Origin of the sequence: Frigoribacterium sp. MCBA15_019 (genome assembly GCF_001864945.1) — a bacterium.
In the GTDB taxonomy this organism is placed as follows: domain Bacteria; phylum Actinomycetota; class Actinomycetes; order Actinomycetales; family Microbacteriaceae; genus Frigoribacterium.
The window spans coordinates 942,435-959,031 of record NZ_MJGS01000001.1; the positions used below are offsets into that span (position 1 = coordinate 942,435).

Genomic DNA, 16,597 nt, shown 5'->3' on the forward strand with positions numbered 1-16,597 from the left:
CGGCGGTCAGACGACCGGCCCGTGACCCCAGGCCGTCGTCTCGTCGTTCCCGACGGACTGCTCGTGCTGGCGACGCTGGGCGACGCTGTTGAGGTTCGACTCCATGAGGTCGTGCAGGGTCGACTGGACGAGATCAGCCGACGGGACGTCCCAGAGGACGAGCGGACGGTCGAGGCCCGTGTTGATCAGGACGTCTCCGCTGCGGAACGCGCTCTGCACCGAGTTCTTGCGCACCGTGAGGTCGTACCCGCGGCTGTGCAGCAGCTCTTGGCGAGTGCGCACGAAGAGCCCTTTGCGCACGACGAGGCGTCGCGAGGTGATGACGTAGCGCTTGCCGAGCCAGATCAGCACGGGGACCAGCCAGAGCAGCACGATCAGGGCGAGGGCCGCACCCAGCACGACGTAGTTCTGCCACTCGACGTCGAAGCGACCGCCGAAGTAGCCGGTCGCGGCGCAGATGCCGACGAGCGCGAGCGAGGGCCAGAACAGCACCCGGGCATGGGGACGCAGCCGCGCGACGACGTACTCGGTCGGCTGCGGTCCGTCGGTGCTCACAGGCTCATTCATACCGCAGATGCGTGACGTCACCCGAAGCGACGGCCGTCAGTTCGCCGGTCGAGGCGGAACGGACGACCAGCCGACCCGCCTCGTCGACGTCCACCGCCTCGCCGACCAGGGCCGCGCCGCCGGGTAGTTCGACGCGGACTCCGCGTCCCAGGGTCGCGCAGTCCTCGCGGACCAGCGCCAGGGCGCCACTCGCGATCGCGTCGCCGCGGGCTGCGGCGAGGTCGCCGACGAGCCGTGCCAGGCCCGAGACCCACGACGACGTCACGGCGTCCGCGAGCTCGAGGGCCGCGCCCCGCGCACCGTGCAGACCGAGCGACGTCGAGGTCGGGGTGGGCAGGTCGTCGGCGGGCACCGTGAGGTTGACCCCGGCACCCACGACCACGGCGCTCGCGTCGGGTCGCAGCTCGGCGAGCAGGCCGCAGACCTTGTCACCGTCGACCTGCACGTCGTTGGGCCACTTCAGCGTGACGTCGCCGCTCTCGACCACGCCCCGCACGGAGGCGCGCATCGCCACCCCGGCGAGGAGCGGCACCCAGCCGAGCGAGTCGACCGGCAGGTCGCCCCGGTGCAGCAGGACGCTCACCGCGAGGGAACGACCGGGCGTGGTGTGCCACCGTCGGTCGAGCCTGCCCCGCCCCGCGGACTGGTCGAGGGTCAGCCAGGTCGACAGGTGCGGCTCGTCGACGGCTGCCAGCAGGTCGGCGTTGGTCGACCCGGTGGACTCGAGGACCACGAGACGGGGACTGACTGACGCGCTGAGGGGGAAGGCCATCGTCCCAGCCTACGGAACCGCAGTTGACGACTCCTACGACGTCCGGGGGCGTCCACGCGTGGAAACCTCCAACGGATGGCCACGGGTCGGTCAGTAGAGTGAGGCGCGTGACTCCTGACTCCGCGCCCCACACCGACGCCGCGCCCGACCTGCACACCACCGCGGGCAAGCTCGCCGATCTCAAGGCCCGCTATCACGAGGCCGTGACGGCCAGCGGCGAGGCCGCGATCGCCAAGCAGCACGCCAAGGGCAAGAAGACGGCCCGAGAGCGGATCGACGAGCTGCTCGACCCGGGCTCGTTCGTCGAGCTCGACGAGTTCGTCCGGCACCGCACGCACGCCTTCGGCATGGAGGCCAAGCGACCCTACGGCGACGCGGTCGTCACGGGCACGGGCACGATCCACGGCCGCCAGGTCGCGGTCTACTCGCAGGACTTCACCATCTTCGGCGGCTCGCTCGGCGAGGTCGCGGGCGAGAAGATCATCAAGGTCATGCAGTTGGCCCTCAAGACCGGGGTGCCCATCATCGGCATCCTCGACTCGGGCGGGGCGCGAATCCAGGAAGGCGTCGTCGCCCTCGGCAAGTACGGCGAGATCTTTCGGCTGAACACGGCCGCCTCGGGCGTCATCCCCCAGATCTCGCTGATCATGGGCCCCGCGGCCGGAGGCGCGGTGTACTCCCCCGCGCTGACCGACTTCGTGATCATGGTCGACAAGACGAGCCACATGTTCGTCACCGGGCCGGACGTCATCAAGACCGTGACGGGCGAGGACGTCGGCTTCGAAGAACTCGGCGGCGCCCTGACCCACAACAAGGTCTCGGGCGTCTCGCACTACCTCGCGAGCGACGAGGACGACGCCCTCGACTACGCCCGGGCCCTGCTGTCGTACCTGCCCGACAACAACCTGGCCGACCCGCACGTCTTCGACGTGCCGGTCGAACTCGAGACCACCGACCACGACCGCCAGCTGAACACCCTGATCCCGGACAGCCCCAACCAGCCCTACGACGTGATGACGGTGATCGAGCACGTCGTCGACGACGGGGAGTTCCTCGAGGTCCAGCCGCTCTTCGCGCCCAACATCGTCGTCGGCTTCGGCCGGGTCGAGGGCCGCCCGGTGGGCGTCATCGCCAACCAGCCGTCCGCCATGGCCGGCACGCTCAACATCGAGGCCGGTGAGAAGGCCAGCCGCTTCGTGCGCTTCTGCGACGCCTTCAACATCCCGATCCTCACCCTCGTCGACGTACCCGGCTACCTGCCCGGCACCGACCAGGAGTGGACGGGTGTGATCCGCCGCGGCGCCAAGCTGCTCTACGCCTACGCCGAGGCCACGGTCCCGCTCGTGACGGTGATCACCCGCAAGGCCTACGGCGGCGCCTACATCGTCATGGGGTCGAAGCAGCTGGGCGCCGACATCAACCTCGCCTGGCCGACGGCCGAGATCGCCGTGATGGGCGGGCAGGGTGCCGTCAACATCCTCTACCGCAACGAGATCAAGGCGGCGGCCGAAGCCGGCGAGGACGTCGCAGCCGTGCGCACACGGCTCGCGAACGAGTACACCTACAACGTCGCGAGCCCCTTCCTCGCCGCCGAGCGGGGTGAACTCGACGGCGTCGTCGAACCGGCGGCGACCCGGGTCGCCGTGATCAAGGCGCTGCGAGCCCTCAAGACCAAACGGGCGACCCTGCCGCCGAAGAAGCACGGGAACATCCCCCTGTGAGCGGGCGCCACGCAGCCGATTCCCCCGACGCGACGGAACGCCCCACCGACGCGGACGAGCAGCCGTCGGCGCCCCTGCTCAGGGTCGTCGCCGGAGACCCGACGCCCGACGAACTGGCGGCGGTGACGGCGTTGCTAGCCGCCGTCGAGGCCGGCCGGGCCGAGGCGGCGGCGACGACGCCCTCCCGACCCACGACGTCGGCCTGGACGCGGTCGGCCCGGGCACCCCGTCCCGCCATCGCGGCCGGCGAGGGCCGTTGGCGAGGTTTCGCGGGCTGACTCCCCCGGGACGGCGGTGGACGCGGCCGTCCTCGCCCGCCTGTCCCCCTAAATGACGACTGCACAGGCGGCCTCGAGCGACCATGCTTGCACGTGCTGGGTGTCTCGTGGAGTCACACCACCGAACAGAGGCCGACCAGGGTGAACGGGTCGCTGCCGGGGGTAGTCAGGGCGGCATTCGGGTTGCCGCCCTGGCTCAGGTTCTCGGAAGGGCCGGACGATCGTCCGGCCCTTCCTCATGTCGTGGGTGCCCGTCGCGCCGGGGGCCGTCGGATGATCAGGGGGCCGAGCGAGGGATCTGCAACCAGAGCTGGACTTCGTCGCCGTCGTCGTCCTCGTCCGCGTCGGCCGAGACCCCCCGGCCGAGCGCGCTCGAGGACAGGTCTGCCGAGCCGAGCCCGACGACCGTGACCGCGTCGTCTCCCCCGCCCTGGACGGTCCGGACGATGATGCGATCGGCGAGCGAATCGCGCAGGGCCCCGGCGAGCACGGCATGGACCCGTCGCAGATCCGTCGGTCCGAGGTCGTCGATGCCTCCCTCGTCGAGGAGACTGACGACGGCCCCGCGACGGCGCGCCGCCATGACCTCGTGACGGACGTCGTCGTCGAGGAGGCGCCGCCCCCGGATCTCGTCCCGGATCGCTCCCTCGAGGTTGAGGCACTCCTGTCGCTCGGCCGCGGTGAGGTCGCCGTGTCGGCGGACGATGGTCTGGAGCATCGGCCGTGCCGTACGACCCGTCTGCAGCAACCGGTACTGACGCTCGTTCACGTGGGCTTCCTGTGCGGCCTGCCAGTCCGCCGCTTCGTGCTCGGCGAGGATGAACTCGCGCGTTTCGCGCCCCGCGCGCGTGAGCGTGCTCGACATCGCATGGCTGAAGGCGACCCAGACCACGCTGCCGACGATGCCGAGGTCGGCGATCTGTTCGACGCCGGCCCACAGCACGCCGTGTACCGCCATGAAGCCGACCCCGAGCCAGGCGAAGCCCTGTCGACGCCTCGTGGACACGATCACCATGAGCGTGCCCACGGCGGCGACGTACCAGGTGGCGTAGCCGTTCTTCACCGAGCTGTCGAGCTCGGAGGTCACGACGAGCGGCAGGACGATGCTCACGGCCAGGCAGAACGAGGCCATCCACACGGGCATGATGACGTGCTTGCTGGGCCACAGCACGGCCACGGTGGCGGCGCCGTACAACGCCATGCACGCGACGACGGGCAGCGGATCGGTGAACCGGTCCAGCGACGCCACGGCCAGGACCAGGTGGTATGCCGAGAAGACCGCTGCCAGCGACACGATCAGCCACCGCGGCACGGAGACCCTCACGCGGCGCCCCCCGAGGTGCCCGTCTCGTCGGCGGGGTCGGGCGAAGGGTCGGGCGTCCGGCCTCCGTCGAGGAGCGCGTCGACCGGCCACCGCAGGCGAACGAGGGTTCCGCGCCCCGGTGCCGAGTCGATGGTCGCGAGCCCGCCGGCGTTGTTGAGTCTCTCGTGGATCGACACGCGGACCCCGAGACGCTCCGTCGGCACCGTCGTCGGTTCGAAGCCCTTGCCCGTGTCGCCGACCTCGACGGTCGTCAGGCCCGCCGGATCACGGGTGACGTGCACCCAGCGCTCCACGCCGGGCCCGTCGCCGGCGTGCTGCGAACTGTTGACGAGGGCCTGCACGGCGGCCGAGTAGAGCGCCTCGGCGGCGGTGGACGGGATGCCGTCGCCCTCGATCGGGCCCCGACGCAGCTCGACCGGGACCCCCAGGTCGGCCACGGCGGCCTCGATGCGGCCCACCATGCCGGCGATCGTGGTGTCGGACTCGTCGAACGGCGTGGTGCTCGCCGCGGCCGAGAGGTGGGACATGGCGTTCCGGGCCATGTTGGTCGACAGCTCGCGCTCGTCGGGCGACCACGCCCTGGCCGCCTGGATGAAGGTCGTCAGGACGCTGTCGTGGACGATGGCGTCGACCTGCACCCGCTCGAGCTCGGTGGCGTGCTCGCGGATCGCCTCGGAGTACCGCGCGACGGCGGTCGCCTGGGCCTGGTCGACGTTGGCCGCCGCCTGGCGCAGGATCACCACGAGGATCAGCACCGCGCCGCCGAGCAGGATGGCGTAGACGGAGTCGAGGGTCGCCCGCTGCGGGGAGACCGCCCCGCCCGACGGCGTCAGGCGGATGAAGCCGTAGACGGCCGGGGCGACGAAGAGGTAGCCGGTGGCGATCCAGGTCGAGAACGCCGAGGCGGCCGAGGCCGTCGCGACGGTGCACAGGTACCAGAGCCACGGCACGCTCGACTGGACCGCGCTGGGATCGTCGACGGCGAGGGGCCAGGTGACCAGGGCGATCAGGTAGGCGATGGCGACGAAGGCCTCGACCGTCGTGACGCCGCGCTGTACGAGGCTCGCCACGACCAACGCGAAGAACCCGCCGAACATCGCCAGGCCGATGACCCAGGCCCAGGCGAGTTGCATGCTGTCGACCTGACCGATCATGCCGGGCAGGGCTTGCAGGCCGAACACGAGTCCGGCCGCGGCGATGATCCGCCCCAGCACCTTGTCGAGCAGGGCGCGGCTGATCGGGTTGCGCGGGGGCCGGAGCGCTCCGAGCGGGATCGGGGCGCTCAGCCGACCCTCACCGGCCATCGCCGCCGTCTGCGTCGAGCCCCGGCAGGATGCCGTCCTCGACGGCGCGGCGGAGCAGGTCGACCTTGGTGGGTGCCGGTCGGCCGACCTCGACGTACTTGACGCGGATGCGGTCGAGGTACTCGCGGGCCGTCGAGTAGCCGATGCCGAGCTGCTGGGCGGCGAGCTTCAGCGGCAGGCCCGAGGCGTAGAGGTGCAGGATCTCGCGCTCGCGACGACCGAGCTGGGCCTTGGCGAAGTCGCGGTCGGCGTCGATCGCGCTCGCCCATTCGAGGTTGTTCAGCACGTCGCCCCGGGCGACCGTCGCGACGGCGGCCATGACGGTCTTCGTGGCGGAGGACTTCGGGATGACCCCGGCCGCCCCCGCGGCGAGCGCCTCGCGTACCGAGGCGACCCGGTCGGCGATGCTGTGCACGAGGACGGCGGACCCCGTGGCCTGAACGCGCTTGACGTTCTCGGTGACGGTCGAGCCGTCGCCGAGCGACAGGTCGAGGACGACGACGTCGACCTCGCGACCGGCGAGGTTCTCGACGAACTCCTGGACGCCGGCCGCGGTGAGGATCACCTCGAAGCCCTCGTTCTGGCAGGCGGCCTGGATGCCGAGCCGCACCGACTCGTGGTCGTCGACGACGGCGACCCGCACGGGTGCGGTCTCGCGGGTGGCGGTGGGGGTCTCGGTCGTGAGGTCTGACACGGTGATCCTTCTGTCGGCGTGTGCCCTGGTCCCTGAACCCCGGGCGTGCACGGGGTACATCGTAACGGGATCGCGGCTCAGGCAGGCAGCAGGCGCACCACCGTCTCGACGTGGTGCGTGTTCGGGAAGAGGTCGTAGGCCTGCAGGGCGTCGAGTGCGTAGCCGCGCTCGGCGAAGAGGGCGACGTCGCGGGCGAGGGCGACCGGGTCGCACGCGACGTAGACGACCTGGGCGGGGCGCAGGGCCGCGATCTCGGACACCACGTCGCGTCCCGCGCCCGAGCGGGGCGGGTCGAGCACGACCGTCGCGGCGGCGAGGCGCTGGCGCTCGGCGTCGCTCGCCTGTGACGCCGTCTGGCGCAACCAGCGCTCCACGCGTCCGGTCACGGCCGACGCGCCGATCCACTCGGCCAGGTTCTCGGAGGCGTGCTCGGTCGCCCGCTCGTCGCTCTCGACGCTCGTGATGCGCGTCCCCGCGCCGAACCGGTCGCCCACGGCGGCGGCGAGCAGTCCGACCCCGCCGTACAGGTCGAGGTTGGCGCCCTTCGGATCGAAGCGCTCGGGGTCGATCATGGTCTGCACCGCGGCGGTGAGCGTGGCGGCGGCCTCGCGGTGGACCTGCCAGAACCCGCCGTCGTCGAGGCGGAACTCGCGGTCACCGACGACCTCGGTGATGGTGGAGCGAGCCTGACGTCCGATGATCAGACGCGCGCCGCCCACGCTCGGGGCGACGACGTCGACGTGTTCCTCGCCGGGGAAGGCGTCGCCCAGCGGCGCCACCTCGGCGGCCTCCGGGGACGCGAGCGGCAGGTCGGGCACGTGCACGACCCGGTGCGAGCGCGCGGCGTACTGACCGGGACGCCCCTCGGCGTCGAGGTGGAGGCGGAGGCGCGTGCGCCACCCGGTGCCGTCACGCTCGTCGTCGCCCGGGAGGGCCTCGACCGTGACCCGGCCGTCGGCGTCGGCGACCCCGCCCATCCGGGTGAGCGCGTCGACCACCACGCGCCGCTTCAGCTCGCGCTGGTGGGCGAGCTGGATGTGCCCGAACTCGGCACCGCCGGCCCGGTCCGCCGGATCGACCTCGAGGGCCGCCGCGCCCCACACGTGTGGTCGGCGGTGTTCGCTCGCCTCGAGGACGCTCATCGTGTCGGCTCGCCAGAAGGCTTTCTTGCGGTCGTCGGCGATGCGCGCCACGACCTTCTCGCCGGGCAGGGTGTCGGTCACGAAGACCACCCGCCCGTCGAGTCGGGCCACCGAGATGCCCCCGTGTGCGATGCCCGTCACGTCCAGTTCGACCTCGCGGCCCAGCATGTCTCCCATGCGACGAGTCTGACAGGCTGGGCGGCATGACCGTCCCGCTCTACCTGGCCAGCACCTCCCCCGCCCGTCTCGCGCTGCTGCGCGCCGCCGGCATCGAGCCGGTGCTGATCAGCCCCGGCGTCGACGAGGAGGCCGCGGTCGCGATCGAGTCGGCACGCCTCGGCCGAGACCTCACGGCGGCCGAGACGGTGCAGCACCTCGCCCGGCTCAAGGCCGAGGCCGTTCTCCACACCGTGATCGACGGCCGCCCCCTCGACGGGCTGGTGCTCGGGGGCGACAGCGCCTTCGAGTTCGACGGCGAGGTGCACGGCAAACCGCACGAGCCCGCGCTGGCGCTCGACCGGTGGCGCCGGATGGCCGAGATCGGCCACGGCACCCTCTGGTCGGGCCACTGGCTGGTCGACCACCGCGGCGGCGCTCCGCGAGTCGGCGCCGACACCCCGTCAGGAGGCGCGGGCCGGGTCGCGAGCGCGTCCCTCACCTTCGCCGACGACCTCGACCCGCACGAGCTCTCGGCCTACGTCGAGACGGGCGAGCCGCTCGAGGTCGCGGGTGCCTTCACGATCGACGGTCGGGCGTCCGCGTTCATCACCCACATCGAGGGCACCCCGAGCGCCGTCGTGGGTCTCTCGGTGCCCGTGCTGCGGTCGCTCGTCCGGGGCTTCGGCGTGCCGTGGCACCAGCTGTGGACCTCGCCGACCGCCGGGTCCTTGTAGGTTCTGCCTCGCGCCTCCTGGTCCTTTTTGTGCACGTCAGCCAAAGGCAGGCGCGGACCGCGCAATAGGGTGGGGAACTATGCCGCGTATCAGCAAGGTCCTCATCGCCAACCGTGGAGAGATCGCCGTCCGCGTGATCCGGGCCGCGCGTGACGCCGGAATCGGCTCGGTGGCGGTCTACGCCGACCAGGACCGCGACGCCCAGCACGCCCGCCTCGCCGACGAGGCCTACGCCCTGGGCGGCACCACGAGCGCCGAGACCTACCTCGTCATCGACAAGATCCTCTCGGTCGCCCGCCGCTCGGGTGCCGACGCCGTGCACCCCGGCTACGGCTTCCTCGCCGAGAACGCCGACTTCGCCCGAGCCGTGCAGGCCGCGGGCCTGATCTGGATCGGCCCGTCGCCCGAGGCCATCGAGCAGCTCGGCGACAAGGTCTCGGCTCGGCACATCGCCGAGCGCGTCGGGGCGCCGCTCGCCCCCGGCACCCTGAACCCCGTCTCGGGTGCCGACGAGGTCCTCGAGTTCGTCGACCAGCACGGCCTGCCCGTCGCCATCAAGGCGGCCTTCGGTGGCGGTGGACGCGGCCTCAAGGTGGCCCGCACCCGCGACGAGGTCCCCGAGCTGTTCGACTCGGCCACCCGCGAGGCCGTCGCCGCCTTCGGCCGCGGCGAGTGCTTCGTCGAGAAGTACCTCGACCAGCCGCGCCACGTCGAGACCCAGTGCCTGTCCGACGCGCACGGCAACGTCGTCGTCGTGTCGACCCGCGACTGCTCGTTGCAGCGCCGCCACCAGAAGCTCGTCGAAGAAGCCCCCGCGCCGTTCCTCACCGACGAGCAGACCACGAAGCTGTACGAGTCCTCGAAGGCGATCCTGCGCGAGGTCGGCTACGTCGGCGCCGGCACCTGCGAGTTCCTGATCGGCAAGGACGGCACCGTCTCGTTCCTCGAGGTCAACACGCGCCTGCAGGTCGAGCACCCCGTGTCCGAAGAGGTCACCGGCATCGACCTCGTCCGCGAGCAGTTCCGCCTCGCCGAGGGCGGCGTGCTCGACTACGACGACCCCGAGGCCCGCGGCCACTCGTTCGAGTTCCGGATCAACGGCGAGGACGCCGGCCGCGGGTTCATGCCCGCCCCCGGCCCGATCCACGTCTTCAAGGCGCCGGGAGGCCCCGGCGTCCGCGTCGACAGCGGCGTCCAGGCGGGCGACGAGATCAGCGGCTCGTTCGACTCGCTCCTCGCCAAGCTGATCGTCACCGGCTCGTCGCGCGAGGACGCCCTCGAGCGCTCCCGTCGCGCCCTCGCCGAGTTCGAGGTCGCCGGCCTGCCGACGGTGCTGCCGTTCCACCGCGCGATCGTCGACGACCCCGCGTTCGCGCCCGCCGACGGCGCACCGTTCTCGATCTACACCCGCTGGATCGAGACCGAGTTCGACAACACCATCCCCGCGTGGAGCGGCGAGGCCGAGGCTCCGCGCCCGGCCGACGCACGCGACACCGTCGTGGTCGAGGTGGGCGGGAAGCGACTCGAGGTCTCGCTGCCGGCCGGTCTCGGGTCGCGCACCGCGCCTCCTGCGGTCGCCCCCAAGCGCCGGGGTGCTCCCCGGTCGTCGGTCGTGACCGCGACCGGTGCCGAGGTCAAGGCACCGATGCAGGCCACCGTCGTCAAGCTCGCCGTCGAAGCCGGTCAGCAGGTCGTCAAGGGCGACCTGGTGCTCGTGCTCGAGGCCATGAAGATGGAACAGCCCGTCGCCGCCCACCGTGACGGCACCGTCTCGGGCATCGCGGCCGTCGTCGGCGAGACCGTCTCGTCGGGCCACGTCCTGCTCAGCATCGACTGACCCCGCGCCGAGCCCGGCGGCGACCGGGGAGGCGGGTCGGCAGACCCTAGAGTGGACGCCATGTCTGAGACCACCACGCACCCGCTCGACGACCGCGCCGCCGACCCCTTCGAGGTCGCCCGCACCGCCGCCGCCGAGATCGCCGAGAAGACCGGCGTCGCCCGACACGACATCGCCCTGACGCTGGGCAGCGGTTGGGCCAAGGCCGCCGACCTGATCGGCGAGACCGTGGCCGAGGTCCCGGCGACCGAGATCACCGGGTTCGCCGCGTCGGCCGTCGTCGGCCACACGAGCTCGATCCGCAGCATCGCTTTGCCCTCGGGCAAGCACGCCCTCGTCATGGGTGCCCGCACGCACTACTACGAGGGCCACGGCGTGCGCCGGGTCGTGCACGGCGTGCGCACGGCCGCCGCCACGGGCGCGACGACGATGATCCTGACCAACGGTGCCGGCGGCATCAAAGAGACCTGGAAGCCCGGCACCCCCGTGCTGATCAGCGACCACATCAACCTCACGGCGGACTCGCCCCTCGAGGGCGCGACGTTCGTCGACCTGACCGACCTGTACTCGTCGCGACTGCGCGACGTCGCGCGCGGAATCGACCCCGACCTCGACGAGGGCGTCTACACGCAGTTCCGCGGCCCTCACTACGAGACGCCGGCCGAGGTGCAGATGGCCAAGGCGATCGGCGGCCACATCGTCGGCATGTCGACGGCCCTCGAGGCCATCGCCGCCCGCCAGTCCGGCATGGAGGTGCTCGGCATGTCGCTGATCACGAACCTCGCCGCGGGCATCCAGAAGACCCCGCTCAGCCACGCCGAGGTGCTCGAGGCCGGGCGCGACGCCGAGGCCAAGATCAGCGACCTGCTCGCCCGCATCGTGGCGGCCCTGTGAGCGGCGACGTGACGGGGCCCGGCGGCGACGGTCCCCTGGTCTCGCCCGACCTCGACGGTCTGATCGCGACGGCGACGGACTGGCGCGACCAGGACCCCGACGCCGAGACGCGAGACGAGCTCGACCGTCTGATCGCCCGTGCCGCGTCCGACGACTCGGACGCCGCCGTCGACCTCGCCGACCGCTTCGCCGGTCGCCTGCAGTTCGGCACCGCCGGTCTGCGCGGTGCCCTGGGCTCGGGGTCGAACCGCATGAACCGCGTCCTCGTGGCGCAGGCCGCGGCCGGCTTCGCGGCGTTCCTGCTCGGTCGCGAGTCGAGCCCCTCGATCGTCATCGGCTACGACGGGCGAAAGAACTCCGACGTCTTCGCGCGCGACACCGCCGAGATCATGGCGGCGGCCGGCGTGTCCGCGACGATCCTGCCGCGCGCCCTGCCGACCCCCGTGCTGGCCTTCGCCGTGCGCCACCTCGACGTCAGTGCGGGCGTCATGGTCACCGCCAGCCACAACCCTGCGCAGGACAACGGCTACAAGGTCTACCTCGGCGGCGTCGACGCCGGATCGCAGATCGTCTCGCCGGTCGACGGCGAGATCGCGGTCGAGATCGAGAAGGCGGCGCAGTCCCCCGTCACCCGGCTGGCCCGTTCGGACGACTACCGTGAGGCCGGCGACGACCTCGTCATGGAGTACGTGCGTCGCACCGCCGCCGTGGCCGGCACGGCAGCGACCGGTCGTCAGCCGCGCGTCGTCTACACCGCGATGCACGGCGTCGGGTGGGAGGTCGCGCGTCGCGTGTTCGCGACCGCCGGTTTCGCCGAGCCGATCCCGGTCAGCGAGCAGAGCGCTCCCGACCCGGCGTTCCCGACCGTGGCCTTCCCCAACCCCGAAGAGCCCGGCGCCATGGATCTCTCGTTCGCCACGGCCGACCGTGTCGAGGCCGACCTGGTCATCGCCAACGACCCCGACGCCGACCGGCTCGCGGTCGCGATCCCCGTCGACGGCGGCTGGCGTCGACTCAGCGGCAACGAGGTCGGCTCGCTGCTCGGTTGGCGCGCCGCCGAGCGCGCGCGTCGGGACGACCGCGACGGCACCCTGGCCGCGAGCATCGTCTCCTCCCCCGCCCTGCGCGAGATCGCCCGGGTGCACGGGCTCGACTACGTCGACACCCTCACCGGCTTCAAGTGGGTCTCCCGCGTCGGAGGTCTGCTCTACGGCTACGAAGAGGCACTCGGCTACCTCGTCGACCCCGACGTCGTCCGCGACAAGGACGGCATCTCGGCCGCGGTCGACCTGCTCGCCCTCGCCACCGAGCTGCACACCGCCGGGTCGAGCCTGGCCGAGCACCTCGTCGCCTTCGACGAGCGGTTCGGCGCCTACGCCTCGTCGCAGATCTCGATCAGGGTCGACGACCTCGCCACCATCACGGCGCTCACCGACGGTCTCCGTCAGCGGCCCCCGGCGACCATCGGCTCGCACCGCGTCGACCGCGTCGAGGACTTCCGCGACGGATTCGGGGCCTTCCCCGCAGGCGACATCCTGCGCTACTGGCTGACCGACGGCTCGCGCGTCATCGTCCGCCCGAGCGGCACCGAGCCCAAGCTCAAGGTCTACATCGACGCGTCGAGCACCGAGGGCGATGCCGTCGCCCGCCGAGCAGCGGCCGAGGCGGCCGTGGCCGACCTCGACGCGGGCATGCGGGCCCTGCTGGCCTGACGGTCGGGGCGGCGACCGCCCTGACGACGAAAGAGACCCCGGAGGCGCGACCTGCGCCTCCGGGGTCTCTCACGTCCGCGCTGTGGCGGCTCGCCCCGGTGCCGCACGCCGCGCTCAGCCGAGCGACTTCTGCAGCTTCTCGGTCAGCTCGGCCTGGTCGAAGTGGTTCTGGATCACGATGACGTCGGCGAACGTGGAGCCGATGGCCTCGACGAACTCGGCCGACGTGAGGATCACCTGCGCGTCGTCGCCGACCGAGGCGATCGAGCCGATGTCGGCCGCGACGACGTCGGCCTCGATGTCGAGCTTGGCCAGGACACGCTCGGCGTTGACCTTGAGGATTCCGCTGCTGCCGATGCCGGCGCCGCAGATGGTGACGATCTTCATGGGGCTGTCTCGATCCGTCGTGGGGTGGGTCAGGCGGGGACGCCCATCAACCGACGCACCTCGTCGACCGAAGTGGCGGCCGCGAGGGCGGGGATGACGGAGGCCTCGTTGAAGACGTTCGCGAGGTCGGCGATCGATTCGAGGTGGCCCCCGACCGTGACGATCGCGAGGCCGAGGACCACGCTGACCGGGTCGTTGTGCGGGTGCCCGAACGGGACCGGCTCGGCCAGGGTCACGACCGCCAGACCGTCGCGGACCACGTCGTCGCCCGGACGGGCATGGGCCAACACGAGGCCGGGCGCGATGACCACGTAGGGGCCGTGCTCGTCGATCATGCGGACCATCTCGTCGCCGTAGCCCTCGAGCGCGGCACCGGAGTCGACCAGCGCGTGCCCCGCGACACGGACGGCCTCACGCCAGTCGGCGACCCGGGCACCGATGACGACCGCCTCGTCGGGCAGCGGAGGGAGCGCCATGCTCAGACCCCCTCGAAGCCGGCGGTGATGCGGTCGGCCAGCGCCTCGCGGTCCTCGAGCGGCAGGAAGCATGACGCCGCGGCGTTGAGCTGAAACGTCTCGTGGTCGTCGAGGTCGTAGTCGAAGGCCTGGCTGAGGAGGGCGAGCTCTTTGCAGAGGCTCGTGTCGCTCATCAGGCGGTTGTCGGTGTTGACCGTCACGCTGTAGCCGAGCTGGTAGAGCAGGTCGAAGGGGTGGTCGTCGAGGTCCGTGCCCCAGGCCGCGATGGCACCGGTCTGCAGGTTGGACTGCGGTGACAGCTCGAGCGGGATCTCGCGGTCGCGCACCCACGAGGCGATCGGCCCGATCTCGACCGTGGAGGTCGAGCCCTTGCTCGCGACGACGCGGATGTCTTCGGCGATGCGCACGCCGTGGCCGAGGCGGAGGGCCCGCCCGTCGATCAAGGCGCCGCGGATGCTGTCGAGACCGTCGGCCTCGCCCGCGTGCACCGTGACGGGCATGAACTCTCGGGCCAGGAGGTCGAAGGCGACCTTGTGGTCGGCGGCCGGGTACCCGGCCTCGGGGCCGGCGATGTCGAAGGCGAGCACGCCGTTCTCGCGATGGCGGACCGCGAGCTGGGCGATCTCGAGCGACCGCTCGCCCTGGCGCAGCGCACTGAGGATTTGCCCGACCGAGATCTCGTACCCGTCGGCGGCCAACGACCGTACGGCCGATGCGAAGCCCGTCTGCACGGCCTCGACCGCCTGGTCGAGGGTGAGCCCCTGCCGCTGGTGCTGCTCGGGGGCCCAGCGCACCTCGGCGTGGACGACGCCGTCGGCGGCAAGGTCGAGGACGAACTCGTGGGCGACACGGGTCAGCTGCTCGGTGGTCTGCATGACCGCGACCGTGAGCTCGAAGGTCGCGAGGTAGTCGACCAGGGTGCCGGAGTCGGCGTTCTCGACGAACCAGCGGCGCAGCGCCTCGGGGTCGGACGCGGGGAGGTCGATGCCGGCCTCGACCGCCAGGTCGACGACGGTCTCGGGCCGGAGGCCCCCGTCGAGGTGGTCGTGCAGCGACACCTTCGGCAGGGCCGCGAGCCGCGGGCCACCGTTCGGCAGCCGGTAGTCCTTGTCGGGAGCGCTCATGCCCTCAATCTACTAGCGGTCCGGCCGACGACTCTGGACGCGCGCCACGAGAGAGGTGCGCGCGCCACGAGAAGCGGCACCGCGCCTCCTGGACGGAGGCGCGGTGCCGGCGGGACGCGCGTCGGACGTGGCCGGGTCAGCCGATCCGCTCGGCGACGATGGTGCGCGCCGCCGGAGCCTCGTCGCCGATCGTCCACGCCCCGTCGACGGCGTCGAGGGCACGCTCGAAGCGCCCGGGCTCGTCCGTGTGCAGCGTGAACAGGGGCTGCCCCTCGGTGACCCGGTCGCCCGGCTTCGCGTGCAGCTCGATGCCCGCGGCCGCCTGCACCGGGTCCTGCTTGCGGGCACGACCGGCGCCGAGACGCCAGGCACCGATGCCGAACGGCAACGCGTGCTGCTCGGTCAGGTAGCCGGTGCGCTCGGCGGTGACGACGTGCGTCTCGCGGGCGGTCGGCAGGGCTGCCTCGGGGTCGCCGCCCTGGGCGCGGATCATGCGCTTCCAGGCGTCCATGGCGCGGCCGTCGTCGAGGGCGGCCTCGACGTCGGCGTCGGGTCGACCCGCCAGGGTCAGCATCTCGCGGGCGAGGGCGACGGTGAGCTCGCGGATGTCGGCCGGGCCGCCTCCGGCGAGGGTCTCGACCGACTCGCGCACCTCGAGGGCGTTGCCGATGGTCAGGCCGAGCGGCACGTTCATGTCGGTGAGCAGGGCGGTCGTCGCGACGCCGGCGTCGGTGCCGAGGTCGACCATGGTGCGGGCCAGTTCGCGCGACCGCTCGATGTCCTGGATGAACGCGCCCGATCCGAACTTGACGTCGAGGACGAGCGCCGCGGTGCCCTCGGCGATCTTCTTGCTCATGATCGACGACGCGATCAGCGGGATGGCCTCGACGGTGCCCGTGATGTCACGGAGCGCGTAGAGCTTGCCGTCGGCGGGGGCGAGGCCCGATCCGGCGGCGCAGACCACGGCCCCGCTGTCGGCCATGATCTCGCGCATGCGGTCGTTCGAGATCGAGGCCTGCCAGCCCGGGATGGACTCCAGTTTGTCGAGGGTGCCCCCGGTGTGTCCGAGGCCCCGGCCCGAGAGCTGGGGGACGGCGACGCCGAACGAGGCGACCAACGGGGCCAGCGGAAGGGTGATCTTGTCGCCGACGCCACCGGTCGAGTGCTTGTCGACGGTCGTCTTGCCGAGCCCGGTGAAGTCCATCGTCTCGCCGGACCGGATCATGGCCATGGTCATGTCGCGGATCTCGCGACGCTCCATGCCGTTGAGGAAGATCGCCATGGTGAGCGCCGACATCTGCTCGTCCGCCACGTAGCCGCGCGTGTACGCGTCGATCAGCCAGTCGATCTGCTCGGTGCTGAGGGCGTCGCCACCCCGCTTGACGCGGATGAGGTCGACGGTGTCGAACGGTTCGACGGCGTTCTGGGTCACGGTGGGGCTCCTAGCGATGGTGCGGTGGGTCGTGCGGCCG

16 protein-coding genes are annotated in these 16,597 nt (G+C 71.9%); 6 read left to right on the forward strand and 10 right to left on the reverse strand.

The genetic code is table 11. The annotated features are described in order from the left end of the window. Positions 1-6: 6 nt before the first annotated feature. On the reverse strand, positions 7-555 hold the full coding sequence (locus tag BIV04_RS04440; protein WP_235451060.1) for a PH domain-containing protein: 549 nt from the start codon (positions 553-555) through the stop codon (positions 7-9). Between the two features lie 4 nt (positions 556-559). Next, complete coding sequence (locus tag BIV04_RS04445) at positions 560-1,339, reverse strand: biotin--[acetyl-CoA-carboxylase] ligase (protein WP_071254392.1); 780 nt, start codon at positions 1,337-1,339, stop codon at positions 560-562. A 107-nt stretch (positions 1,340-1,446) separates the two neighbouring features. Here BIV04_RS04445 and BIV04_RS04450 point away from each other — a divergent pair, with 107 nt between their 5' ends. Both BIV04_RS04450 and BIV04_RS04455 read left to right on the forward strand, forming a co-directional pair. Continuing rightward, on the forward strand, positions 1,447-3,060 hold the full coding sequence (locus tag BIV04_RS04450) for an acyl-CoA carboxylase subunit beta (protein ID WP_071254394.1): 1,614 nt from the start codon (positions 1,447-1,449) through the stop codon (positions 3,058-3,060). Next, positions 3,057-3,338: an acyl-CoA carboxylase epsilon subunit gene (locus BIV04_RS04455; RefSeq protein WP_177174757.1), complete on the forward strand. Its 282-nt coding sequence runs from the start codon at positions 3,057-3,059 to the stop codon at positions 3,336-3,338. The genes BIV04_RS04450 and BIV04_RS04455 overlap by 4 nt, the downstream gene beginning before the upstream one ends. Before the next feature lie 277 nt (positions 3,339-3,615). Here the strand turns inward: BIV04_RS04455 and BIV04_RS04460 are convergent, their stop codons facing one another. The 4 genes from BIV04_RS04460 to BIV04_RS04475 all read right to left on the reverse strand — a co-directional run bounded on the left by BIV04_RS04460 (position 3,616) and on the right by BIV04_RS04475 (position 7,979). Then, on the reverse strand, positions 3,616-4,662 hold the full coding sequence (locus tag BIV04_RS04460; RefSeq protein WP_071254396.1) for a hypothetical protein: 1,047 nt from the start codon (positions 4,660-4,662) through the stop codon (positions 3,616-3,618). Next, a complete protein-coding gene (locus tag BIV04_RS04465) occupies positions 4,659-5,966 on the reverse strand; it encodes a sensor histidine kinase (protein ID WP_071254398.1) in 1,308 nt (435 codons plus the stop codon). The genes BIV04_RS04460 and BIV04_RS04465 overlap by 4 nt, the downstream gene beginning before the upstream one ends. Beyond that, positions 5,956-6,666, reverse strand: a complete 711-nt coding sequence (locus BIV04_RS04470; RefSeq protein ID WP_369825282.1) for a response regulator — start codon at positions 6,664-6,666, stop codon at positions 5,956-5,958. The genes BIV04_RS04465 and BIV04_RS04470 overlap by 11 nt, the downstream gene beginning before the upstream one ends. 71 nt (positions 6,667-6,737) lie before the next feature. Continuing rightward, positions 6,738-7,979 carry a class I SAM-dependent RNA methyltransferase gene (locus tag BIV04_RS04475; protein WP_071254402.1) on the reverse strand — a complete coding sequence of 414 codons (1,242 nt, stop codon included), beginning with the start codon at positions 7,977-7,979 and terminating at the stop codon, positions 6,738-6,740. Positions 7,980-8,005: 26 nt separating this feature from the next. Here BIV04_RS04475 and BIV04_RS04480 point away from each other — a divergent pair, with 26 nt between their 5' ends. The 4 genes from BIV04_RS04480 to BIV04_RS04495 all read left to right on the forward strand — a co-directional run bounded on the left by BIV04_RS04480 (position 8,006) and on the right by BIV04_RS04495 (position 13,138). After that, entirely contained in the window at positions 8,006-8,695 is a 690-nt protein-coding gene (locus BIV04_RS04480; RefSeq protein WP_071254404.1) for a nucleoside triphosphate pyrophosphatase, read from the forward strand. A 79-nt stretch (positions 8,696-8,774) separates the two neighbouring features. Next, positions 8,775-10,532 carry a biotin carboxylase N-terminal domain-containing protein gene (locus tag BIV04_RS04485; RefSeq protein ID WP_071254405.1) on the forward strand — a complete coding sequence of 586 codons (1,758 nt, stop codon included), beginning with the start codon at positions 8,775-8,777 and terminating at the stop codon, positions 10,530-10,532. A gap of 60 nt (positions 10,533-10,592) precedes the next feature. Beyond that, the gene (locus BIV04_RS04490; RefSeq protein WP_071254407.1) at positions 10,593-11,426 is read left to right on the forward strand and encodes a purine-nucleoside phosphorylase; all 834 of its coding nucleotides are present in this window, start codon (positions 10,593-10,595) and stop codon (positions 11,424-11,426) included. Beyond that, entirely contained in the window at positions 11,423-13,138 is a 1,716-nt protein-coding gene (locus BIV04_RS04495; RefSeq protein WP_369825276.1) for a phospho-sugar mutase, read from the forward strand. Before BIV04_RS04490 ends, BIV04_RS04495 begins: the two co-directional genes overlap by 4 nt. Positions 13,139-13,252: 114 nt before the next feature. Here BIV04_RS04495 and BIV04_RS04500 read toward each other — a convergent pair whose 3' ends face one another. The 4 genes from BIV04_RS04500 to BIV04_RS04515 form a co-directional block, all read right to left on the reverse strand. Continuing rightward, positions 13,253-13,525, reverse strand: a complete 273-nt coding sequence (locus BIV04_RS04500) for a PTS sugar transporter subunit IIB (protein ID WP_043594402.1) — start codon at positions 13,523-13,525, stop codon at positions 13,253-13,255. A 29-nt stretch (positions 13,526-13,554) separates the two neighbouring features. Further along, on the reverse strand, positions 13,555-14,001 hold the full coding sequence (locus BIV04_RS04505) for a PTS sugar transporter subunit IIA (protein WP_071254408.1): 447 nt from the start codon (positions 13,999-14,001) through the stop codon (positions 13,555-13,557). Between the two features lie 2 nt (positions 14,002-14,003). Beyond that, a complete protein-coding gene (locus tag BIV04_RS04510; protein ID WP_071254409.1) occupies positions 14,004-15,125 on the reverse strand; it encodes an adenosine deaminase in 1,122 nt (373 codons plus the stop codon). Between the two features lie 136 nt (positions 15,126-15,261). Next, positions 15,262-16,557 carry a thymidine phosphorylase gene (locus tag BIV04_RS04515; RefSeq protein WP_071254410.1) on the reverse strand — a complete coding sequence of 432 codons (1,296 nt, stop codon included), beginning with the start codon at positions 16,555-16,557 and terminating at the stop codon, positions 15,262-15,264. Positions 16,558-16,597: the final 40 nt, after the last annotated feature.